18 protein-coding genes are annotated in these 22,223 nt (G+C 71.7%); 8 read left to right on the top strand and 10 right to left on the bottom strand.

Features of this window, described 5'->3' with window-relative positions; genetic code table 11:
* Nucleotides 1-256: 256 nt before the first annotated feature.
* From ACRQ4B_RS07595 to ACRQ4B_RS07570, 6 genes are all read left to right on the top strand, one after another.
* Nucleotides 257-1,498 (top strand): ROK family transcriptional regulator, encoded by a 1,242-nt coding sequence (locus ACRQ4B_RS07595; protein WP_439694084.1) that lies wholly within the window; start codon nucleotides 257-259, stop codon nucleotides 1,496-1,498.
* A gap of 110 nt (nucleotides 1,499-1,608) precedes the next feature.
* Nucleotides 1,609-2,967 carry an extracellular solute-binding protein gene (locus tag ACRQ4B_RS07590; protein ID WP_439694082.1) on the top strand — a complete coding sequence of 453 codons (1,359 nt, stop codon included), beginning with the start codon at nucleotides 1,609-1,611 and terminating at the stop codon, nucleotides 2,965-2,967.
* Complete coding sequence (locus ACRQ4B_RS07585; protein WP_439694080.1) at nucleotides 2,967-4,007, top strand: carbohydrate ABC transporter permease; 1,041 nt, start codon at nucleotides 2,967-2,969, stop codon at nucleotides 4,005-4,007. Before ACRQ4B_RS07590 ends, ACRQ4B_RS07585 begins: the two co-directional genes overlap by 1 nt.
* Nucleotides 4,007-4,900, top strand: a complete 894-nt coding sequence (locus ACRQ4B_RS07580; RefSeq protein WP_439694079.1) for a carbohydrate ABC transporter permease — start codon at nucleotides 4,007-4,009, stop codon at nucleotides 4,898-4,900. The genes ACRQ4B_RS07585 and ACRQ4B_RS07580 overlap by 1 nt, the downstream gene beginning before the upstream one ends.
* 7 nt (nucleotides 4,901-4,907) lie before the next feature.
* A complete protein-coding gene (locus ACRQ4B_RS07575; protein WP_439694078.1) occupies nucleotides 4,908-6,206 on the top strand; it encodes a 6-phospho-beta-glucosidase in 1,299 nt (432 codons plus the stop codon).
* The gene (locus ACRQ4B_RS07570) at nucleotides 6,194-7,273 is read left to right on the top strand and encodes an N-acetylglucosamine kinase (RefSeq protein ID WP_439694077.1); all 1,080 of its coding nucleotides are present in this window, start codon (nucleotides 6,194-6,196) and stop codon (nucleotides 7,271-7,273) included. The genes ACRQ4B_RS07575 and ACRQ4B_RS07570 overlap by 13 nt, the downstream gene beginning before the upstream one ends.
* Nucleotides 7,274-7,394: 121 nt before the next feature.
* Here ACRQ4B_RS07570 and gap read toward each other — a convergent pair whose 3' ends face one another.
* Together gap and ACRQ4B_RS07560 are read right to left on the bottom strand one after the other, a co-directional pair.
* Nucleotides 7,395-8,399, bottom strand: a complete 1,005-nt coding sequence (gap, locus tag ACRQ4B_RS07565; RefSeq protein ID WP_439694076.1) for a type I glyceraldehyde-3-phosphate dehydrogenase — start codon at nucleotides 8,397-8,399, stop codon at nucleotides 7,395-7,397.
* 98 nt (nucleotides 8,400-8,497) lie between these two features.
* Complete coding sequence (locus ACRQ4B_RS07560; RefSeq protein ID WP_439694075.1) at nucleotides 8,498-9,448, bottom strand: GlxA family transcriptional regulator; 951 nt, start codon at nucleotides 9,446-9,448, stop codon at nucleotides 8,498-8,500.
* A gap of 94 nt (nucleotides 9,449-9,542) precedes the next feature.
* On the opposite strand from ACRQ4B_RS07560, the gene ACRQ4B_RS07555 reads away from it, so the two are divergent.
* Nucleotides 9,543-9,986, top strand: a complete 444-nt coding sequence (locus ACRQ4B_RS07555; RefSeq protein WP_439694074.1) for a hypothetical protein — start codon at nucleotides 9,543-9,545, stop codon at nucleotides 9,984-9,986.
* Nucleotides 9,979-10,422, top strand: a complete 444-nt coding sequence (locus ACRQ4B_RS07550; protein ID WP_439694073.1) for a cytotoxic translational repressor of toxin-antitoxin stability system — start codon at nucleotides 9,979-9,981, stop codon at nucleotides 10,420-10,422. The genes ACRQ4B_RS07555 and ACRQ4B_RS07550 overlap by 8 nt, the downstream gene beginning before the upstream one ends.
* A 1-nt stretch (nucleotide 10,423) precedes the next feature.
* On the opposite strand, the gene ACRQ4B_RS07545 is transcribed toward ACRQ4B_RS07550, so the two are convergent.
* From ACRQ4B_RS07545 to ligA, 8 genes are all read right to left on the bottom strand, one after another.
* Complete coding sequence (locus ACRQ4B_RS07545) at nucleotides 10,424-11,146, bottom strand: methyltransferase domain-containing protein (RefSeq protein WP_439694072.1); 723 nt, start codon at nucleotides 11,144-11,146, stop codon at nucleotides 10,424-10,426.
* Nucleotides 11,143-12,285 carry a type III polyketide synthase gene (locus ACRQ4B_RS07540; protein WP_439694071.1) on the bottom strand — a complete coding sequence of 381 codons (1,143 nt, stop codon included), beginning with the start codon at nucleotides 12,283-12,285 and terminating at the stop codon, nucleotides 11,143-11,145. Before ACRQ4B_RS07540 ends, ACRQ4B_RS07545 begins: the two co-directional genes overlap by 4 nt.
* A gap of 116 nt (nucleotides 12,286-12,401) precedes the next feature.
* Nucleotides 12,402-13,907 (bottom strand): Asp-tRNA(Asn)/Glu-tRNA(Gln) amidotransferase subunit GatB, encoded by a 1,506-nt coding sequence (gene gatB / locus ACRQ4B_RS07535; RefSeq protein WP_439694070.1) that lies wholly within the window; start codon nucleotides 13,905-13,907, stop codon nucleotides 12,402-12,404.
* Nucleotides 13,907-15,454, bottom strand: a complete 1,548-nt coding sequence (gene gatA / locus ACRQ4B_RS07530; protein ID WP_439694069.1) for an Asp-tRNA(Asn)/Glu-tRNA(Gln) amidotransferase subunit GatA — start codon at nucleotides 15,452-15,454, stop codon at nucleotides 13,907-13,909. The genes gatB and gatA overlap by 1 nt, the downstream gene beginning before the upstream one ends.
* Before the next feature lie 13 nt (nucleotides 15,455-15,467).
* Complete coding sequence (gene gatC, locus ACRQ4B_RS07525; protein ID WP_439694068.1) at nucleotides 15,468-15,767, bottom strand: Asp-tRNA(Asn)/Glu-tRNA(Gln) amidotransferase subunit GatC; 300 nt, start codon at nucleotides 15,765-15,767, stop codon at nucleotides 15,468-15,470.
* Nucleotides 15,768-15,852: 85 nt separating this feature from the next.
* Nucleotides 15,853-18,162, bottom strand: coding sequence for a transglycosylase domain-containing protein (locus tag ACRQ4B_RS07520; RefSeq protein WP_439694067.1), 2,310 nt, complete (start codon nucleotides 18,160-18,162; stop codon nucleotides 15,853-15,855).
* A gap of 192 nt (nucleotides 18,163-18,354) precedes the next feature.
* Nucleotides 18,355-19,716 (bottom strand): alpha/beta hydrolase, encoded by a 1,362-nt coding sequence (locus tag ACRQ4B_RS07515; protein WP_439694066.1) that lies wholly within the window; start codon nucleotides 19,714-19,716, stop codon nucleotides 18,355-18,357.
* A 181-nt stretch (nucleotides 19,717-19,897) separates the two neighbouring features.
* Nucleotides 19,898-22,222 (bottom strand): NAD-dependent DNA ligase LigA, encoded by a 2,325-nt coding sequence (gene ligA, locus ACRQ4B_RS07510; protein ID WP_439694065.1) that lies wholly within the window; start codon nucleotides 22,220-22,222, stop codon nucleotides 19,898-19,900.
* Nucleotide 22,223 lies beyond the last annotated feature (1 nt).

Here is a 22,223-nt window from a genome sequence, read left to right as displayed (position 1 = left end):
GCTCGGCTCGGCGGACACTCCTGCGCCGCGCGCACCGCGAAACCGTCCGTCACGCCGAGGCTCGGCCCGGCGTCCGGCCGGCCGGATGCCGAGGCTCGGCCCGGCGCCCGGCCGGCCACGTCCCGGACGGGAGGCGCGGGTCGGGCCCGCCCCGCGCCTCCCGTCCGCAGCGTGCGCGTTTCGCAGAACAGAACGCGTGTTTCGAATCGGTAAACAAACCTTTCAGTAAAGAAGGTTGTCCGTTAGAGTCCTCGACATGACCACACGAGGACGCACCCCCGGCCAGCCCGGACTGCTGCGCGTGCTCAACGACCGGGCCGCGCTCGAGCTGCTCCTCGACGACGGCCCGCTCACCCGCAACGAGATCGCCCAGCGCACCGGCCTCAGTAAGCCGACCGCTGCCGAGATAATCCGTCGACTCGAGGCGGCGGACCTCATCCACGACGCCGGCACCGCGACACAGGTCGGCCGCCGTGGCCCGAGCGCCGTCGTGTACGAGGCGACGACCGACCGCGACCTCGCCGTCGCCGTGGACGTACAGCTCGTCGACGTCCGCTCCACCGTCGTCGACGCGACCGGCCGCACCTACCCCGTCGCCGAGCACCGGATGGACGAGCACGAGATGCGCTCCCCCGGCGAGGACATCGTCGCCGCGGCGGTCAGCCGCGCCGCAGCCGCAGCCGGCGTCGACCCGGACCTGGTCACCGCCGTCGCCGTGGGGGTGCAGGCGAGCATCGACCACGCCACCGACACGCTGATCTTCACGGACGGCCTGCCCGGCTGGCCCCGCGACCAGGTCTCCGCGACCCTGTCCGCCGCGCTCGGCGTCCGCGTCGTGATCGAGAACGACGCCAACCTCGCCGCGATCGCCGAGCGGAACATGGGTGCCGGCAGGACCCCGGGATCGTTCGCGCTGTTCTGGATGGCGGAGGGCCTCGGCATGGCCCTCGACCTCGGCGGCCACCTGCACACCGGGGCGTCCGGTGCCGCGGGCGAGATCGGTTACCTCAGCGTGCCCGCGGACGCACGCTCCATCGACCCGACGGTCACGATCGTCGCGGACCTCATCTCCGAGTCCGCGATCGTCGCCCTGGCCGCCGAGCACGGGATCACGGCACCGGACGGCACCGCAGCCGACTGGCGCCAGGTGCTCCCCCAGCTGCCCGGCCTCCCCGAGCAGCACCCGTTCACCACCGCCCTCGGCGAGCGCGTCGGGCACAACGTGCTCCCCGCCCTCGCCGTCGCCGATCCCGAGACGGTCGTGCTGCACGGCCCGACCGGCATCGCGGGCGGCCCCGCCCTGGCCGCCGCCGTGACCGCCTGGCTCCGGACCCGCACCCGCTGGTCCACCGCCGTCGTGGCCCCCGGCGTCCCCGACACCCCCGTCCTGCACGGTGCACGACACGTCCTCATCGACGTCGTCCGCACCGCACTCGCGGACCGGCTCGAGCGCATCAGCGACGATGCGCCCGCACCGGACCCCGCCGAGCGCCCCTGAACCGTCCCACCCGCACCACTCGAGGCACCATCACCCAGCCCTGCCCCAGGGCTCTTCGTCGCGCCCGGAAACGGGCTGCGTCGGAGCGAGACCAGAGAGCGAGTACCGCAGTGTCCCTCCCCGAACCGAACGCCCCGCGCCGGGCCGCGTTCCGCCGCATCGCCACCGCAACGGCCGTCGCCGCCGTCGGTGCCCTCGTCGTCGCCGGCTGCAGCTCCGGCAGCAGCGCCGACACCGTCGACAAGACCGCCCCGAAGGAGCTGAAGGGCACCGTGTCGCTGTGGCACTTCTTCACCGGCCGCGAAGCCGGTGTGGTGAAGCAGGCCGTCGCGGGCTTCGAGAAGGCGAACCCCGGCGTCACCGTCGACATCCACGCCGGTCAGGACGACGAGAAGCTCCAGAAGGCGATCTCGTCCGGACAGAACATCGACGTCGGCCTGTCCTACTCGACGGCGATCGTCGGCAGTTTCTGCTCCTCCGGCGCCTTCCGTGACCTCTCGCCGTACATCAAGCGGGACAAGGTCGACCTGTCGGACATCCCGAAGGCGGTGCGGTCGTACACGCAGTACAAGGGCACGCGGTGCACGTTGCCGGCGCTCGCGGACGTCAGCGCGCTCATGTACAACAAGCCGCTGCTCGCGAAGGCCGGCATCACGACGCCGCCGAAGACCCTCGACGAGCTGAAGGCCGACGCGCTGAAGCTCACGACCTACAACGCCGACGGCTCGATCAAGCAGCTCGGCTTCAACCCGCTCATCGACTTCTACGAGAACTCGCCGGAGCACTGGGCGCCGATGATCGACGGTTCCTGGCTCGACAGCAAGGGCAACAGCGTCATCGGCACGTCCGCCGCGTGGAAGCAGCTCATCACCTGGCAGAAGGGCTTCGTCGACGAGATCGGCTACGACAAGCTCAAGGCCTTCACCTCGGGCCTCGGCCAGGAGTTCTCCGCCGACAACGCGTTCCAGACCGGCCAGGTCGCGATGCAGATCGACGGCGAGTACCGCACGGCGTTCATCAAGGACCAGAAGCCCGACCTGGACTACGGCACGGCACCGACCCCGGTCATCGACGGCCTCGGCAACTACGGGTCGACGTACATCGCGGGCAACGTCGCCGGGATCGCGAAGGGTTCGAAGCAGCCCGAACTCGCGTGGGCGCTGCTCAAGTACCTGTCCACCAACACGGACGCGCAGGTCACGATGGGCAACGGCCTGAAGAACATCCCGACGCTCACCACCGCGCTGCAGTCCCCGGACCTCGAGGTCGACGAGAACTACAAGACCTTCGTCGACGTCGCGGGCAACAAGGACACGATGACCTCGCCCGGCACGGCCGACGGCGCCGCCTACATCGGCACCTTCACGAAGTTCTGGCAGGCGTACCAGGAGGACGGCGGTGACCTCGGCGCCGAGCTCAAGAAGCTGGACTCCGACATCGACAACGCGAACCAGCTGGCTGGTCCGTGATGACGACACCCACCAAGACCGCCGGACGGGAGGCGCGACCCACCCGCGCCTCCCGGCCCACGGGCCCGACGGCGTCGGGTCCGGTACCCCCGACGGCCCCCGCACGCCGGCGCCGGTCCGCAGAGTCCCGCCGCCGCCTGGTCGCCCTGACGATGCTGGCGCCGGCCCTGGCGGGCCTGGTGATCTTCTTCGCCTACCCGCTCGTCGCGTCGATCTTCTACTCGTTCGCGCGGTACAACCAGCTGCAGGAGCCCGAGTTCGTCGGACTGCTGAACTACAGGTTCCTGTTCACGCAGGACCCGCAGATCTGGCCCGCGGTCGTCAACACGCTGTGGTTCGTCGTCATCCTGGTGCCGGTCCGGATCGTCTGCGGTCTGCTCGTGGCGGGGCTCCTCAGCCGCGCGAAGACCGCGACCGGGTTCTGGCGGACGCTCTTCTACCTGCCCGCCCTGGTACCGCCGGTCGCGAGCGTCGTGGCCTTCGTGTTCCTGTTCAACCCCGGCACCGGACCCGTGAACCAGATCCTCCGCGTGTTCGGCATCGACGGCCCGCTCTGGTTCAACGACCCGGCGTGGTCGAAGCCCTCGCTCGTGATCATGGGCGTCTGGGTGATGGGCGACATCATGATCATCTTCCTGGCGTCGCTGCTCGACGTCCCGCGTGACCTGTACGAGGCCGCGTCGCTCGACGGGGCGAACGGCGTGCAGCAGGTGCGCCACATCACCCTGCCGACGATCGCGCCGGTCATCGGGTTCGCCGCCGTCACGGGGGTGATCGCCGCGCTGCAGTACTTCACCGAGGCCGCCGTGGCCTCCGGTGTGGCGAGCGGCAAGGCGACGATCGGCGGTGGCACGGCCGCCCAGCTCGGCTACCCGGGCACCTCGCTGCTCACCTACACCGAGCTGCTCTACCAGCACGGGTTCGCGAACTTCCAGTTCGGCTACGCCTCGGCGATGGCCGTGGTCCTGTTCGTCGTCACCGCCGTGGTGCTCGTGTTCACGATGCGCCGCATCAGCGTGTTCCGACCGGAGGAGTCCTGATGACCGCCGTCTCCCAGTCCCCGCTCGCCCGGGCTCCGCGCGGCACCGCCACCGGGGCCGCTCGCGGACCGCGGCGGAGCATGCTCGTCTGGATCGCCGAACACGCCGCCCTCGTGGCGCTCGGGGTCCTGACGATCGCGCCGATCGTGTTCGTAGTGCTGACCTCGCTCATGTCGAGCAACCAGTCCCTGACCGCGTCGATCATCCCGAAGCCGTTCGACTTCACGAACTACGGGCGGGTCTTCACCGAGCTCCCGCTCGCGCAGTGGTTCGGCAACTCGTCGCTGTACGCGGTGCTCGCCACGGCGTTCATGCTGATCAGCTCGGTGCCGGCGGCGTACGCCCTCGCGCAGATCAAGTTCCGGGGCGCGAACGCGATCTTCACGATCATCATCGTCGCGATGCTGCTGCCGCCGCAGGTCACCGCGGTGCCGGTCTACGTGATGTGGTCGCACCTGCACCTGACCGGCACGCTCTGGCCGCTGATCCTGCCGAACCTGCTCGGCGACGCGTTCAGCATCTTCCTGCTCCGGCAGTTCTTCATGACCATCCCGAAGGAGTACGGCGACGCCGCCCGCATGGACGGTTGCAGTGAGTGGGGCGTGCTCTGGCGGGTCGTCGTGCCGATGGCCCGGCCGGGCATCGCGTCCGCCGCGATCTTCATGTTCTTCCATTCGTGGAACGACTACTACGGCCCGCTCCTCTACGCGTCCGAGAACCAGGCCGCCTGGCCGGTGGCGTACGGGCTCGCCACGTTCCGCGGACAGCACGGCACCGACTGGTCGATGACGATGGCGATGACCGTCGTCGTCATGGTCCCGGTCGTCGTCATCTTCTTCTTCGCACAGAAGGCATTCGTCGAGGGCATCGCGCTCACCGGCGTGAAGGGATAGCACCACAGTGAAACTCGCAGTCATCGGTGGCGGATCCACCTACACCCCCGAACTCGTGGACGGCTTCGCCCGGCTCCGCGACCAGTTGCCGATCGACGAACTCTGGCTCGTCGACCCCGACCCCGTGCGCCGCGAACTCGTCGGCGGTGTCGCCCGCCGGATGTTCGCGCACGCCGGGCACCCGGGCACGATCCACGTGACGGACTCGATCGTCGAGGGCGTGACCGACGCCGACGCCGTCATGTTCCAGCTCCGCATCGGTGGGCAGGCAGCGCGACAGCAGGACGAGACCTGGCCGCACGAGGCGTGCTGCATCGGTCAGGAGACCACGGGTCCCGGTGGGTTCGCGAAGGCGCTCCGCACCGTCCCGGTCGTCCTGGAAGCCGCGGAACTCGTCCGGAAGCACGCCAAGCCGGACGCCTGGATCGTGGACTTCACGAACCCGGTCGGCATCGTCACGCGCGCGCTCCTCCAGGCCGGGCACCGCGCGGTCGGACTCTGCAACGTGGCGATCGGGTTCCAGCGCCGCTTCGCCGCCGAGTACGGTGTCGCCCCCGACCACGTCCGGCTCGACCACGTCGGCCTGAACCACCTCACCTGGGAGCGCGGCGTGCACGTGCGGGGCGCCGACGGCACCGAACGGAACGTCATCGACGACCTCGTGGGCGCGAAGCTCGACCGCACGGCGGACAGCGTGCACATGCACCCGGACCTCCTCCGGCTGCAGCGCGCGATCCCCTCGTACTACCTGCGGTACTTCTACTCGCACGACGTCGTGCTCGAGGAGCAGCTCCACGAGCGCACCCGGGCCGAGGCCGTGATGGAGACCGAGGCAGCGCTGCTCGCGAAGTACGCCGACGAGTCCGTCGTCACGAAGCCCGCCGAGCTCGAGCAGCGCGGCGGGGCGTACTACTCCGAGGCGGCGATCGACGTGCTGTCGTCGATCCTCGGCGACCGGGGCGACGTGCAGGTCCTCAACGTGCGCAACGACGGCACCTTCCCGTTCCTGCCGGACGACCACGTGATCGAGGTGCCGGCACGGGTGACCCGACAGGCGATCACCCCACTGCCCGTCGCGCCGCTCGACGGGGACATGGTCGGACTCGTGTCGCACGTCGCCGGGTACGAGCGACTCGCCCTCGAGGCCGCCGTGCACGGTGGCCGCGACCGTGTGCTCCGTGCGATGTGGGCGCACCCGCTCGTCGGACAGGTCGACAAGGCTGAGAAGCTCACCGACCTGCTCCTGGCCGCGAACGCGGAGCACCTGCCGTGGGCGCGATCGGAGCAGGTGACGTGGGCGGGCTGAGCCGGGCCGGCGGAGCGGGGACGCCGGTCGTCGCGACCTCGGACCCGCGGCGCGGCACCGACGTGGTGCTCGCGGTCGACGGTGGCGGGAGCAAGACCGACGTGGTCGCGATCGGACTCGACGGCTCCCTCGTCGGGCACGCGCGCGGGCCGGGGTCGAACCCGCAGACACGCGGGTGGGCGGTCGCCGGGCCGATCCTCGACGGGGTGCGCGACAACGTGGTGCGCTCGATCGGCGAGGCACACATCATCACGACGCACGTGTACCTGGCGGGGCTCGACCTGCACGACGAACTCGTCGCCGCGACCGCCGCCCTGGCGCACTGGCAGGACGACGGCGGTGCGCCCGACGTCCTCGACAACGACCTGTTCGCGTTGCTCCGCGCGGGCACCCTGTCGCCCGACGCCGCGGCGGTGGTGTGCGGCACCGGCATCAACGCCCTCGCGGTGCGGTCCGACGGGGCGACCGCACGGTTCCCGGCGATCGGCGACGTGTCCGGCGACTGGGGTGGCGGCGCGTACCTGGGCAACCGCGCGCTCTGGCACGCGGCGCGCGCGGACGACGGACGCGGGCCGGCGACGGCGTTGGTCGATGCCGTGCCGGCAGCGCTCGGGTTGGACTCGGTGCGCGAGGTCACCGAGGCCATCCACTTCGGTCGGCTCGACCAACGCGTCTTCAACCGGCTCTGCCCGGTGTTGTTCGAGGTCGCCGGCGCCGGGGACCCGGTGGCGCGCAGCGTCGTCGAGCGGCAGGCGGAGGAGATCGTCCTGCTCGCCTCGGTCGCGCTCGGACGACTCGGGCTCGGCGACGCCGCCGAGGCCCCGGTCCCGGTGGTGCTCGGCGGCGGTGTGCTCGCGGCGCGGGACCCGTTGCTGGTCGACGAGGTCGTGACGGGGCTCGCCGAGCGGGTGCCCGGGGCCGTGCCGACCTGGGTCACCGATCCCCCGGTGCTCGGTGCGGGGTTGGCGGCGCTGGAGTCGGTCGGGGCGGACGCTGCCGCGCTGGACCGCTACCGCGAGGCCGTCCGTTCCCGATCGTTCGCGAGCACGGCGGCCCTCATCCGCTGACGCGCTCGGCTGCCCACCCACCGGACGGGAGGCGCGGTGCGGGTCCGCCCCGCGCCTCCCGTCCAGCCCGTGGTCGCGATCCGACACGCGCCCGCGGCCGCACCCGCGCGGCGCGCACGCGCTACGCGCGCGCCAGCATCCCGAGCGTGTCGACCACGCGGTTCGAGAAACCCCACTCGTTGTCGTACCAGGCGACCACCTTCACGTGCCGGCCCTCGTCGACGCGGGTGAGCAGCGAGTCGAACACGCTGGACTCCGGCCGCCCCGTGATGTCCGTCGACACGAGCGGGTCCGCCGTGTACGCCAGCACCCCGGCGAGCGGCCCGGTCGCGGCCGCACGGTAGGCCTCGTTGACCTCGTCGACCGTCACGGACCGCGACACCACGGTGTTCAGTTCGACGATCGACCCGACCGGGACCGGCACGCGGATGGCGTCCCCGGAGAGCTTGCCCTCGAGCCGCGGCAGGACGAGCCCGATGGCCTTCGCGGCGCCCGTGGACGTGGGCACGATGTTCACGCCGGCGGCGCGGGCGCGACGGAGGTCCCGGTGGGGTCCGTCCTGCAGGTTCTGCTCCTGCGTGTAGGCGTGCACGGTCGTCATGAAGCCGTGCTCGATGCCGGCGAGGTCGTCCAGGACCGACGCCAGCGGGGCGAGCGCGTTCGTGGTGCAGGACGCGTTCGAGACGACCGTGTGCACGGCGGGGTCGAACGCGTCGGTGTTCACGCCGTAGGCGATGGTCGCGTCGGCGCCGGTCGCGGGTGCGCTGATGAGGACGCGTCGGGCACCGGCGGTGAGGTGTCCGGCCGCGGCGTCGCGCGCGGTGAACCGGCCGGTGGACTCGAGGACGACCTCGACGCCGAGGTCGGCCCACGGCAGCTCCGCCGGCTCGCGCGAGGCCAGCACCCGGACACGCCGCCCGTCGATGACGAGCGTGTCCCCGTCGACCTCGACGGTGCCGTCGAACGGGCCGAGTGCGGAGTCGTACCGGAACAGGTGGGCGAGCGTGTCCGGTGCGGTGAGGTCGTTGACGGCGACGACCTCGAGGTCGTCGCCACCGCGTGCGAGGAGCGCGCGGAGGGTGTTGCGGCCGATGCGGCCGAAGCCGTTGATGGCGATGCGGGTCATGTGGACGTCCTTTCGTTCCGCGGTCCATGCTCATCGGCCTGGAGGCGCGGCTCCAGTGGCAGGGAAGCCAGTGTCCGGAAGGATCGCGCCAAGCCCGGTCAGTCCTGGAACGTCCGCCGGTACGCGGTCGGCGACGTCCCGAGGATCCGCCGGAAGTGCGTCCGCAGGTTCGCGTCCGACCCGAGCCCGGCCCGCTCGGCGACCTGGTCGACCGACAGGTCCGAGCGCTCGAGGAGTTCCCGCGCCAGGTCGACCCGGGCGCGGAGCACCCACTGCATCGGGGTGTACCCGGTGTCCTCCACGAAGCGTCGCGAGAACGTCCGCGGCGAGACGGTGGCGTTCCGCGCGAGCACCTCCAGCGTCAGCGGGTCGGCGAGGTGCCGGAGCGCCCACTCCCGCGTCCCGGCGAACACGTCACCGAGCGGCTCCGGCATGCTCCGGGGGACGTACTGCGCCTGCCCGCCGCTCCGGTACGGCGCGCTCACGAGCCGCCGTGCGACGTGGTTCGACAGGGCGACGCCGTGGTCCCGCCGCACGATGTGCAGGCACAGGTCGATGCCGCTCGCGGCCCCGGCGCTCGTCAGCACCGAGCCGGCGTCGACGAAGAGGACGTCCTCGTCGACGTCCACCCCGGGGTACCGGTCCCGCAGGACGCGTGTGTAGTGCCAGTGCGTCGTCGCCCGCCGCCCGTCGAGCAGCCCGGCGGCCGCGAGCGCGAACGCCCCCGTTGAGATCGCCGCGATCCGGACACCCCGCTCGTGTGCGCGGGCGAGCGCCGCCACGACGTCCGCCGGGGGTGGCGTGTCGGCGGGGAACCGGTAGCCGGGCACGAACACGGTCTGTGCCCAGTCGAGCGCGTCGAGCCCGTGGTCCACCGCGTAGGCGAGACCGTCCCCGCCCGTGACCCTGCCGACGCGCGGCCCACACACCCGGAGCTCGTACGGCATGCTCGGCCGGTTCGAGAACACCTGTGCGGGGATGCCGACGTCCAACGGCTTCGCACCGTCGAGCACGAGCACCACGACACGGTGCAGCGGGGTCCGGGGCATGCGGTCGACGCTAGCCGAGACGGCGCGGACCGAGTTCTCCACAGATCGCGTCGCCCCGCCCCGGTAGGATGAGTACGTCACGTACGCTCCGTACGTGACGTACTCAGTGGAGGCACTGGTGCCCATCGCAGCCGACTACCCGACCTACTCGCGCGCTCGAGAGCACCTCAAGGACATGCTCGACGCCACCGCGACCGGGCGCACCGTGACGATCGCCCGTGACGGGGCGATCTCCGCGATGCTCCCGGTCGACCCGCTGCGGGCGTACTTCTTCCGCACGGTGTCTCCTCGGGTGAGCGTCTTCCGGGAGGACGACTCGGTCGTCGCGCTCATGGAGGGACGACCGTTCGTGTCCGAGGGGACCGACGTCGACGGCGCCCTCGCGGATCTCGTCGAATCGCTCCGCGAGTACGCCGCAGACTGGGAAGACCGCCTGCAGCACGCGCCGAACCACCACGACGCCTGGGGGCTCGTGCAACTCGTCAAGCTCTCCACCGACGCGGAACTCGTCGATTGGCTGGAGCGTGGCGGTGAGTAGCACGAAGCCGCCGGCGCCGTCGCGCGAGCACCACGACGCCTTCTGCACCACCGAGGACTGGCAGCTCGTCCGAGGCGCGACAGGACGCCCGGTGCGGCACCACCGCACCTACGAGCTCACGCGCTGGGACGCGCGCATCCTCCGGACCCGCATCTCCGAGCCCGTCGACCGGTCCACGTACCCACCGCGGATGTGGGCGCACATCCTGCGGGAGCAGCTCGCGGTGGACTCCCCGGCCTTCTGGGCGTGCGTCGAGGACGGCGTCCTCCCCGACCGCGGTGGGCCGGCACGACGTGCGCCGTCGAACGCCCTGCCGCTGTACCTGGTCCGGGCGTTGCGCGATCTCGACGTCCCCGAGGAGCGCATCCTCGACCTCGATCCGTCGGCGGCCGCGGCGCTGCACGCGGAGCTCCTCCAGAGCGCCCACGGCCACTGAGTCAGGCGTCGCGGATCGCGAGCACCCGGTGCGGGGCTGCCCCTTCCGCCCGCCACCCGGTCGGCAGGGCGTCCCGGAGCTCGGGCAGGGTGAACGAACGACGGATCGAGCGCAGCCCGTCGACCCGCACGAAGGTGCCCGCGGCGACGAGCGTCGAGCCGACGGCGTACGCCCGGTAGGCCGACGGCGACCGGCGGATGTCGGAGTGCAGGCTGCGACTCGTCGCCAGCGCCGCGGAGTCGGCGAGGAACCCGTGCCGTTCGTCCTCGCCGAGGTGGTGCAGCACGTGGTTCGACACGACGACGTCGAACCGCTCCCCCGCGGCGACGAGTTCGGCGCTGGACTGCTGGCGGAAGGTCACGCCGCGCGGGGTGGAGCGCGTCGCGGCGTCGATGGCCCGGATGTCCGGGTCGGCGCCGACGACCTCGACCTCGAACCCGTCCGCCGCGGCCCACCGCACGAGTGCCCGGGCGAGGTCGCCGCCGCCGCACCCGAGGTCGAGGATCCGACCGCGGCCGTTCGCCGGCAGCGCGGGGGCGACGTGCGTCCGCCACGCTGCGCGCCATCCACTGACGAGCGCGTTGACCACCGCGAACCGACGGAAGGTGCGCGCGAGGGCGCGCGGGTCGCAGTCGGGATCGTCCATGAGTTCGGTCAGGTCGAGTGCGCGGGAGCGCAGGTCGACCGCCGGGAGGCGCGACCCGAGGGGGTCCCGCCGGCTCACGCCGCTCCCGTGGTCGCGGCCGGCACCCGCTGCGGTTCGACCGCGGGCGAGGCCTCGGTCCGGACGGCCGTCAGCCGGGCGGACTCCACGGTGAGCCCGGGCCCGAAGGCGAGGGCCACGACGGCACTGCCGTCCTCGAGACCGGTGTCGACGGCGTCGCGCAGCACGAACAGCACGGTCGCGCTCGACATGTTGCCGTGCTCGCGGAGGACCCGACGGCTCGACGCCATCGCGGTGTCCGGCAGCGCGAGGGCCTCCTGCGCCCGGTCGAGGATCGCCCGCCCGCCGGGGTGGACCGCCCACACCGGGACGTCGGCGGGCGTGCCGACGTGCTCGAGCAGCGGTGCCACGGCGTCGGGGACGTGCACGCCGACGAGCTTCGGGACCGCGGTGGAGAGCACCATCTCGAAGCCCTCGTCACCGATGTTCCACGCCATCTCGGACGCTCCGTCCGGCACGACCGCCGTGGCGAACCCCTCGAGTCGGAGCCCGGCGCCGTCGGACGCCACCACGGCGGCCGCGGCCCCGTCACCGAAGACGCTGTTCGCGACGATCTGGTCGGGGTCGTCGGAGGCCCGGACGTGCAGCGTGCAGAGCTCCGCGCAGACGACGAGCACGACGGCGTCCGGGTCGGCCTCGGCGAACGCGGCCGCGATCCGCAGCGCCGGGAAGGCCGCGCAGCACCCCATGAAGCCGATGTGGTGACGGAAGACCCCGGCGGGCAGACCGAGCCGGTCGACCACGTCGATGTCGGGCCCGGGCTGCGTGAACCCGGTGCACGACACGGTCACGAGGTGGGTGATCGCGGTCGGGTCGACCCCCGCGCGTTCGACGGCGTCGCGGGCGGCGGCGACGAACAGCGGCGGCGCGAGCTCCCGGTACCGGTCGTTCCGGGCGCCCGTGGACGGGGACCGCAGGGTGCCGTCGCCGTCCCGGAAGGCGCCACCCGGCTGCGACGGGTCGAGCTCGTCGAGCACGGTGTGCCGGTGGTCGACGGCGGACGCGTCGAACGCCGCCGGGACGAGGCGGCTGCCGAGCCGGCCGAGGCCGGGTTGGGCGGAGAAGAGGTCGCGCACGCGGCCCTGGTCGAGCGTCGTCGCGGGGACGGCGGTACCGATGGCGCGGATCGTTGCGGTCACGACCCATCTTGTCACCGGGTCGCTGACGCGTCCCCAGGTTGTCGCCCTGGGCCGGACCGACGACGGACGGGAGGCGCGGTACCAGCTGGCACCGTGCCTCCCGTCCGGTGGTCGCGCTACGACTGCTGCGCGCGCTCCAGGACCAGCTCGCGGACGCGGGCAGCGTCCGCCTGGCCCTGCATGGCCTTCATGACGGCACCGATGATCGCACCGGCGGCCTGGACCTTGCCGTCCTGGATCTTCGCCAGCACGTCGGGCTGGGCCGCCAGGGCCTCGTCGACCGCTGCGGTGAGCGCCGAGTCGTCCGAGACGACCTTGAGTCCACGGGTCTCGACGACCTGGGCAGGCGAGCCCTCGCCGGCGATGACGCCCTCGAGCACCTGGCGGGCCAGGCGGTCGGTGAGGTCGCCGGACTCGACGAGCGCGATGACCTCGGCGACGTGCTGCGGCGACACGAGGTCACCGGGCGCGGCGTCCTGCGCGTTGGCGACGCGGCTGATCTCGCCGGTCCACCACTTGCGGGCCGCCTGCGGTGCCGCTCCGGCGGCGACGGTGCCCTCGACCTCGTCGAGCAGCCCGCCGTTCACGACGTCCTGGAACTCCAGGTCGGCGAACCCCCACTCGCCCTTGAGCCGACGGCGGCGCGCCACCGGGGCCTCCGGCAGCGACGCCCGGAGCTCCTCGATCACGGCCGGGTCGGGCACCACGGGGAGCAGGTCCGGCTCGGGGAAGTAGCGGTAGTCGTCGGCGTCCGACTTCGGACGGCCGGCCGAGGTGCGACCGGTGTCCTCGTGCCAGTGCCGGGTCTCCTGCGTGATCGAACCGCCGGCCGCGAGGATCGCCGCCTGCCGCTGGATCTCGTAGCGGATGGCGCGCTCGACGGCGCGGAACGAGTTCACGTTCTTCGTCTCGGTGCGGGTGCCGAGCTTCTCTTGACCCCGCGGACGGAGCGAGATGTTCGCGTCGCAGCGCAGATTGCCGCGCTCCATGCGGGCCTCCGACACACCGAGGGCCCGGACGAGGTCACGGATGACCTGCACGTACGCGGCGCCGAGCTCCGGTGCGCGCTCCTCGGCACCGAAGATCGGCTTCGTGACGATCTCGACGAGCGGGACACCAGCGCGGTTGTAGTCGACGAGCGAGTACTCGGCACCCTGGATGCGACCGGTCGCACCGCCCACGTGGGTGAGCTTGCCGGCGTCCTCCTCCATGTGCGCGCGCTCGATCGGCACCTGGAAGATCGTGCCGTCCGCCAGCTCGACCTCGACCTCGCCCTCGTACGCGATCGGCTCGTCGTACTGGGAGACCTGGTAGTTCTTCGGGTTGTCCGGGTAGTAGTAGTTCTTCCGGGCGAACCGCGAGGACTCGGCGATCGAGCAGCCGAGCGCGAGCCCGAGCTGGATCGAGTAGCGCACGGCCTGGGCGTTCACCACGGGCAGCGACCCGGGCAGACCGAGGTCGACCGGGGTCACGTTCGTGTTCGGTTCGCCGCCGAAGAAGTTCGGCGCGTCCGAGAACATCTTGGTCTTCGTCGCGAGTTCGACGTGGACCTCGAACCCGAGGACCGGCTCGTACAGCCGGAGTGCCTCGTCGAAGTCCATCAGCGCGTCCTTCTGCGCCATCAGATCACACCTTCCTGCGCAGCGGACTGCTGAGACTGGTCGAGGTCCGGGATGCCGTCGATGAGCGGTCGGCCCCACTGCTGCTCGAGCAGGCGCTCGAGGGCGGCGCCGTACCGGTACAGACGGGCGTCCTCGCGCTGCGGCGCCATGAGCTGCACGCCGGTCGGCAGGCCGTCCTCCGGCGCGAGGCCGTTCGGGATGCTCATGCCGGGGACACCGGCGAGGTTCGCCGGGATCGTGGTGAGGTCGTTGAGGTACATCGCGAGCGGGTCGTCGATGCGCTCACCGATCGGGAACGCGGTCGTCGGCGCGGAGGGGCTGACGAGCAGGTCGACCTGCTCGAACGCCGCCGCGAAGTCGCGCTGCACGAGCGTGCGGACCTTCTGCGCCGAGCCGTAGTACGCGTCGTAGTAGCCGGCGCTCAGGGCGTACGTGCCGAGGATGATGCGGCGCTTGACCTCCGGGCCGAACCCGGCCTCGCGCGTGGCGGCCATGACGTCCTCGACCGTCGCACCGTGCTCCGGGGTGACGCGGAGGCCGAAGCGCACCGAGTCGAACTTCGCGAGGTTCGACGACGCCTCGGCCGGGAGGATCAGGTAGTAGGCGCTGATCGCGTAGGCGAACGACGGCGCGTCGACCTCGACGACCTCGGCCCCCGCGGCCTCGAGGATCGCGACCGTCTCCTGGAAGCGCTGGGTGACGCCGGCCTGGAAGCCCTCGCCCCCGGCGAGCTCCTTCACGACGCCGACCTTCAGGCCGCGCAGCGTGTCCGCCTGCAGGCCCTCGCGCGCGGCGGCGGCCATCGAGGGCCAGGCGTCGGGGATGCTCGTCGAGTCCTTCGGGTCGTGCCCGCCGATGACGTCGTGCAGGAGCGCGGCGTCGAGGACGGTGCGCGACACCGGACCGATCTGGTCGAGGCTGGACGCCAGGGCGATCGCCCCGTAGCGGCTGACCCCGCCGTAGGTCGGCTTCACACCGACGGTGCCGGTGACCGCACCGGGCTGGCGGATCGAACCACCGGTGTCGGAACCGAGGGCGAGCGGCGCCTCGTGCGCGGCGACGGCGGCGGCGGAGCCACCACCGGAACCGCCGGGGATCCGGTCGAGGTCCCACGGGTTGTGCGTCGGGCCGTACGCCGAGAACTCGGTCGTCGAGCCCATCGCGAACTCGTCCATGTTGGTCTTGCCGAGCGGCACGAGGCCGGCGGCGCGGAGCTTCGCGACCGGGGTGGCGTCGTACGGCGGCACCCAGCCCTCGAGGATCTTCGAGCCGGCGGTGGTGGGCATGTCCTGCGTGCACAGGACGTCCTTCACCGCGATCGGCACGCCGGCGAGCGGGCCGAGGTCGTCGCCCGCGGCACGGCGGGAGTCGATCGACTTCGCCGTCGCGACGGCGTTCTGGTTCACGTGCAGGAAGGCGTGGACGTCGCCGTCCACCGCCTGGATGCGGTCGAGGTGGGCCTGGGTGGCCTCGACGCTCGAGACGTCGCGCGCCACGAGGGCGTCGGCGAGCGCTGCGGCGCTGAGGCGGGTGATGTCGTCGGTCACGGCTCGTCGCCCCTTACTGTTCTTCGCCGAGGATGGCCGTCACGCGGAACCGCTCGCCGTCGGAGTCGGGCGCACCGGAGAGCGCCTGCTCCTGCGTCAGCGTCTGCCCGACGACGTCGGGCCGGGTGACGTTGCCGAGCGGCACCGGGTGGCTCGTCGCGGGGACGTCCGGGGTCGCGACCTCGGCGACCTTGGCGACGCTCTCGACGATGTGCGACAGCTCCCCGGTCAGCTTCTCGATCTCGTCGGGCGTGAGTGCGATACGCGCGAGGTTCGCCAGGTGGGCGACCTGCTCGCTCGTGATGTCAGGCATGGTGCTCCGTCGATCGGTTCGTGGAATGCCCACCAGTCTATTGGTGCGTCTGGTCGTGCCCGTTCTGCTGCTGCCCCGGCTGGTCCTACGGGGTCGGCGGGGTCGTCTGCTGGGGCTGCTGGGTCTGCGTGGTCTGCGGGTCCGACTGCGTCTGCGGATCCGACTGGGTCTGCGGGTCCGACTGCGTCTGGGTCTGCGGGTCCGACTGCGTCTGGTCCGTCTGGCCGCCGGGCTGCGACGACGACTGGGTCGACGTGTGGCTCGTCTGCCCGATCATCGCGGGGTCCGGGGTCGGCAGCGCGTCCCCGCCCACCGTCTGGTCGAGGTAGCTCATCATCGACTTGCCGACGCCGAACTTCGCGCTGTACCCAGTGGTGCCCTGCAGGAACGGCCAGTTCGCCAGGCCCACCCCGCCCTGGACGTTCCCGATCCACGTCGCGTTCGTGTACTTCGTCGACGAGGCCACGAGCCAGTTCTGCACGTCACCGTCGGTGGTGCCGGTCTTCGCGAACTTCGGGACGGGGTCGCCCGGGTTCGCGCTCGCGGCCGTGCCGGCGCCGGTCAGGACGCCCTGCAATGCGTAGTCCACGGTGCCGGCGACGTCCGCCGCGACCCCCTGCGTGCACGACGACGGGGTCGGGGTGATCTTCGTGCCGTCCGACTCCGTCACCGAGTCGATGGCGGTCGGGGTGCAGACGACGCCGCCGTTGGCGAAGCCCGCGTAGGCCTCCGCGAGGTCGATCGGCGACAGGTCGTTCACGCCGAGGATCGACGAGGGCACCTGCGAGAGGTCGCCGCCGGAGGCCGGGTGGATGCCCATCGACTTGGCCAGCTCGGCGATCTTGCACAGGTCGAGCTGCTTGCCCATCTGTGCGTACGCCGTGTTGATCGACTCCGAGGTCGCCGCCTGGACGGTCATCGACCCCGGGACGCTCTCGGCGTTGGACACCGGCCACGTCCCGCCGCTGACGTCCTGGCAGGAGTTCGTGAACTCGGCGTTCTCGAACGTGTGCTCCGTCGTCGAGACCGACTCGGACAGCGTGTGCCCGCTCGCGAGCCACTCCGCCAGGGTGAACACCTTGTACGTCGATCCCGTCTGGAAGCCACCGGAGTTGCCGTAGCCGCTGTCGGCGCTGTAGTTGACCGCCGTGGCGCCCGGACCGCCGTTGTCGCCCTGCGTGTACGCCGTGTTCTGGACCATCGACAGGATCCGTCCGGTCCCCGGCTCCACGGTGACGTTCGAGCCGCCGACGTCGACCCCGGCCATCGTCGCCGGGACGTACGCCGACAGCGCGGACTGCGCCTGCGCCTGCAGGTCGAGGTCCAGCGACGTGTGGATCTCCAGCCCCTTGGTGTCGAGCGTCGCGATGCGTTCGGCGGCGGTCTTGCCGAATGCCGGGTCCTGCAGCACCTGGTCGCGCACGTAGTCGCAGAAGTACCCGGCGTCGTACCCGGTCGCGGCCGACGAGCAGCCGTTGGCGGTGGCGGTGATCTTCGGCGTGACCGGGGTCGCCGTGGCCTGGTCGAGTTGCGCCTTCGTGATGTCGTGGTGCACGAACATCCGCTCGAGCACGTAGTCGCGGCGGTCCTTCGTCGCCTTGTACCCGTTCGCCGCGCCGTTGTCGGTGTCCTTCGGCTGGTCGATGCGCAGGTTCGACGGGTTGTTCAGGATCGCCACGAGGGTCGCGGACTGCACGAGCGAGAGGTCCTTCGCGTGCACGCCGAAGTAGTACTCGGCCCCCGCCTCGGCGCCGTAGACCCGCCCACCGAGTCCGACGAGGTTGAGGTACCCGGTCAGGATCTGGTCCTTCGAGTACTTCTTGTTGACGGCGATCGCGTACCGCATCTCCTGGAGCTTGCGCTGCGGGGTGACCCCGGCGGCGTCCTGGTAGCACGCCGCGATCTTCTTCGCGGTGTCGGCGGCGTTCTTGCCCGTCAGCTCCTCGCACTGTTGGACGAGCACGTTCTTCACGTACTGCTGGGTGATGCTCGACCCGCCCTGCACGTCACCGCCGACGACGGTCGCCGCCGCCCCGCGCAGGGTGCCGACGACGTCGATGCCGCCCTCGTCACGGAAGCGCGGGTCCTCCGTGTCGATGGCGGCCTGCTTGAGCGACGCCGCCATCGCGCTCGACGCGACGGTCGTCCGGTTCTCGGCGTAGAAGGACGCGATCTTGACCTGCTGGCCGCCCTTCTCGGCGTACACCGACGACACCTGCTGCGGCGTCTGGATGTCGAGGTAGCTCGGCAGGTCCTCGAAGAAGGAGACCGCCCCGGACGTCCCCTCGCCGGCCACCGCCACCGCCGGGGTGACCGCCACGGCCACGAGCATGCCGGCGAGCGCCGACATCGCGACGAACGTCAGGAGAGCACCAGGCCATCGCACCACACGCATGTCGGCACCGTACGAGAGCGTGCTGTACTCGTTCTGCCGTGGAACGAGTCGGGGCTGCGTCGGCGTTCAGGTTGCCGTCCAGGCTCCGGCCCGACGGGACCGGACCGGCCCCGGTGGCCGGACGCCCAGACGCCCGGACGCCCAGACGCCCAGACGCCCGGCCGACCGGACGCCCGGACGTGACCCGGAGGCTCAGTCGCGCGGCTGGAGGTCCTGCGGGCGCACGAGGTACATGTCCGGTGACGCCTGCGGCAGACCGTCCCGACCACCCTCGCCACGGCGGATCTCCTCGCGGACGAGGTCGCCGCGCCCCACCGCGATGAGCGCCACGTCGTGGAGCGACGCCGTCCCCGGCTTGAGGTAGTCGTTGTGCCCGACCGGCCGGCGGAAGACGTCGTCCGCGTCCTGCGCGTCCGTCCCGCCGGCGAGGTCGAGGACGGTCGAGCCGAACGAGGCGGACCCCGGATCGGTGCCGAAGTAGCCGGACCCGGCGATCGGGTCGCTGTGCGCGTCGCCCACGAACACCTGCCCGGAGCTGACCGCCAACTGCGTCGCGTTCGCCACGTCGCTCCCCGGCGAGCCGAGCACCGTGAGGGTGTCTGCGCGCATCCGACCGGAGGACAGCGCCATCAGCGCGGTGGTCGACCCGTAGGAGTGCGCGACGATGTTGAGCCGCGGTTCGGTGCCGGGTCGGAGCTGCCGGATCCCGTCGACGGCCCGTTCGAGTCGCGCGGCTCCGGTCTTCGCGAGCTGGAGCGACAGGATGTTCGACAGGTCCGGCGTCCGGTAGCCCATCCAGGCCACGACGGCGACGCCGCTCCCCGAGCCCGGCGCGGCGACCCCGGCGAGGGTGGCCTGCTCGCTGTACAGGTCGTTCGCGGTGTTCGTGAAGTCGGCCATCTGCCCGGTGACCGTGAAGAACATCCCCGGCACGACCACGGTGACGTCGGCCGCGGTGGCGAGGTCACCGATCGCGATCGCCGCACGACCCGATCCGCGGGTGTCGAGCGTGATGAGGAAGCGGTCGGGGGCGCCGGCCTCGTGGTCGAGCGCCCGGTCGACCTGCCCGAGCATCGCCGTCCGGGCAGCCGAGGTGGCACCGTCCGCCAGGCCCGCCGCGAGCACGGCACGGTTCGCCCGGTCCCGGACGGCGTACGGGACGCCGTCGAGGTTGCCGACGACGGAGGGTGCGTCCGTCACGAGTGCGTCGCGCTCGTCGTCGCCGAGTCCGGCCCACCACGCGGCGACCGTGGCGGTCGACGGCGGGGTGTCCTGGGCGGCGGCGAGCACCCGTCCGTCCGCGCCCGCGCGCAGGAGTTCGGCACGGCCGAGGTGGGCGAGGTCCGCGAGGAACGTCGCACCGTGGGCCGCGGCGACCTCGTCGACCGTCCCCTGTACCCCGGTCATGACCGGCCGCAGCACCGACACATCCTCAGGGACGGTCGTGACCGCCGACGCGACGACGACCGGGTGGGAGGCGGGCACCACAGGGGCCTCGACCACTCCGAACGAGTGCATCGAGGCGGTGAGCAGAGCCGCGGCGATGAGCAGCAATCGGGTCTCCCCCGGGAAGGCCGTCCTGTCGTCTCCCTGCAGGCGACAGGTGATGCTCTGTCGAGTGTAAGGAGAATGGCCCTCCGAGGGTGTGCGGGATGCAACTTGACCCCTGAACTGGGTGCGTCGACAGGCGCGCCGCGGCGTGCGGACGGGCGCTCGACGTGCTCCGGAGTACTCCTCAGCTCTCGGGCGTGTCGGCCTCGGGCTCGCCGAGTGCCCCGGGACCCTCGGTCACGAGCAGCCGGAACTGCTCGGCGTCGATGATCCGCACGCCGAGTTGCTCTGCCTTCGTCAGCTTCGACCCGGCACCGGGACCGGCCGCCACGAAGTCGGTCTTCTTGCTCACGCTCGAGGCCGCCTTGCCCCCCGCGGCGATGATCGCCTCCTGCGCACCCTCGCGGCTGTACCCCTCGAGTGAGCCGGTCGCGACCACGGTGAGCCCGCTGAGGACCCCGCCGTCGTCACTCGCGGCGCCGGGGCCGGGGTGGCCGGGGGTCGTGAACTGCACGCCCGCCGCCGTCCAGCGGTCGATGATCTCGCGGTGCCAGTCCACCTCGAACCAGGCGAGCAGGGCGTCGGCGATGATGCCGCCGACGCCGTCGACAGCTGCGAGTTCCTCCCGCGACGCGGATCGGATCGCGTCCAGCGAGCCGAAGTGGTTCGCCAGCGCACGGGCCGCGACCGGGCCGACGTGCCGGATGCTCAGACCGACCATGATCCGCCACAGCGGCTTGGTCTTCGCGGCGTCGATGTTCGCGAGCATCTCGAAGGCGTTCTTCGACGGGTAACGGCTCGGCTCGCCGGTGTACGCCGCACCACGGGCGTCCGCGTCGAACGGCGGGTCGGTCTTCTTGCGTGCCCTGCTGAACGGGGTGACCCGCTTCGGGGCGCCGTCGTCGGTGGTCTTCTCCATCCCGGTCTCGGCGTCGCGGACGATCACCTCGATCGGGACGATGTCCTCCATCGTCAGGTCGAACAGTCCGGCCTCGGTCTGGAGCGGCGGCTGCTCGGGGTGCAGCGGCTGGGTGAGCGCGGCCGCGGCGACCTCGCCGAGCCCCTCGATGTCGAGCGAACCCCGGGACGCGATGTGCTCGACCCGCCCACGGACCTGCGCCGGGCAGCTCTCCGCGTTCGGGCAGCGGAGGTCGATGTCGCCCTCCTTCGCCGGGGCGAGCGGGGTGCCGCACTCCGGGCAGTCGACCGGCATGACGAACTCGCGCTCGCTGCCGTCGCGGAGGTCGACGACCGGGCCGAGGACCTCGGGGATGACGTCGCCGGCCTTGCGGAGGACGACGGTGTCGCCGATGAGGACGCCCTTCGCCTTGACGACCTGCTGGTTGTGCAGGGTCGCCTGCCGCACGACCGATCCGGCGACCTCGGCCGGGGCCATCACCGCGAACGGGGTCGCCCGGCCGGTGCGACCGACGCTGACGACCACGTCGAGGAGCTTCGTGTGGACCTCTTCCGGCGGGTACTTGTAGGCGATCGCCCAGCGGGGAGCGCGCGAGGTCGACCCGAGTTCCTCGTGGAGGGCGAGGTCGTCGACCTTGATGACGATGCCGTCGATCTGGTGCTCGACGGACGCGCGCCGCTCGCCGTAGTCCCGCACGAAGCCGAGGACCTCGTCGATGGAGTCGAACACCCGGTAGTGCGAACTCGTCGGCAGGCCCCACGACTGCAGCAGCTCGTACACCTCGGACTGGGCGTGGACGTCGGTGTCGCGCTCGAGCTCGCGGACCGGCCAGGCGCCGATCCCGTGCACGAGCATCCGGAGACGACGCAGCCGGTCCACCATGAGCTCGCGCTTCGCCTCGGACTTGCCCTCCTCCTTCTGCCGGAGGGACCCGGCGGCGGCGTTCCGCGGGTTCGCGAAGACACGCTCCCCCGCGTCGCGCTGCTTGGCGTTGAGCTCGTCGAACTGCTCGACCGGGAAGAAGATCTCGCCGCGGACCTCGACCAGGGGCGGGTGGCCCGTTCCCGACAGCCGGTCCGGGATCGTGCCCATCGTGCGGACGTTGCCGGTGACGTCCTCGCCCACCACACCGTCACCACGGGTCGCCGCCGACACGAGCCGGCCGTTCTCGTAGCGCAGGTTGATCGCGAGTCCGTCGATCTTCAGCTCGGTGAGGAACCGGACGCGTTCGGCACCGGCGTCGCGCTGGACCTTGATCGCCCAGTCGGTGAGTTCTTCGGGGCTGAAGACGTTGTCGAGGCTCAGCATCCGCTCGGCGTGCTCGACCGGCGCGAACTGGACCGTCTGTGCCTGGCCGCCGACCGTCTGCGTCGGGCTGTCGTCGGTGAGGAGGTCCGGGAAGCGCTGCTCGATCGCGTCGAGTCGGTGCACGAGGGCGTCGTAGTCACCGTCGGACGCCGTCGAGCCGTTGCCCTCGTAGTACTGGTCGCGGAGCTCGTTGATCCGGGTCCGCAGCCGGTCGACCTCCCGCTGCGCCTGGGCCGCGTCGAGATCGGACGGGGCCAGGGTCTCGAACGTCGTGTCGCTCATG

Source organism: Curtobacterium sp. SP.BCo, assembly GCF_051903265.1.
GTDB lineage: Bacteria > Actinomycetota > Actinomycetes > Actinomycetales > Microbacteriaceae > Curtobacterium.
Note: the sequence above shows the minus strand (reverse complement) of the source record. Positions and strands in the feature narration are given on the sequence as shown.

Coding starts and splice junctions, on each gene's coding strand:
- ACRQ4B_RS07580 (WP_439694079.1), top strand. CDS start 4,007: ATGACCGCCGTCTCCCAGTCCCCGCTCGCCCGGGCTCCGCGCGGCACC.
- ACRQ4B_RS07520 (WP_439694067.1), bottom strand. CDS start 18,162: ATGCGTGTGGTGCGATGGCCTGGTGCTCTCCTGACGTTCGTCGCGATG.
- ACRQ4B_RS07585 (WP_439694080.1), top strand. CDS start 2,967: ATGACGACACCCACCAAGACCGCCGGACGGGAGGCGCGACCCACCCGC.
- ACRQ4B_RS07595 (WP_439694084.1), top strand. CDS start 257: ATGACCACACGAGGACGCACCCCCGGCCAGCCCGGACTGCTGCGCGTG.
- gatB (WP_439694070.1), bottom strand. CDS start 13,907: ATGGCGCAGAAGGACGCGCTGATGGACTTCGACGAGGCACTCCGGCTG.
- gap (WP_439694076.1), bottom strand. CDS start 8,399: ATGACCCGCATCGCCATCAACGGCTTCGGCCGCATCGGCCGCAACACC.
- gatC (WP_439694068.1), bottom strand. CDS start 15,767: ATGCCTGACATCACGAGCGAGCAGGTCGCCCACCTGGCGAACCTCGCG.
- ACRQ4B_RS07560 (WP_439694075.1), bottom strand. CDS start 9,448: ATGCCCCGGACCCCGCTGCACCGTGTCGTGGTGCTCGTGCTCGACGGT.
- ligA (WP_439694065.1), bottom strand. CDS start 22,222: ATGAGCGACACGACGTTCGAGACCCTGGCCCCGTCCGATCTCGACGCG.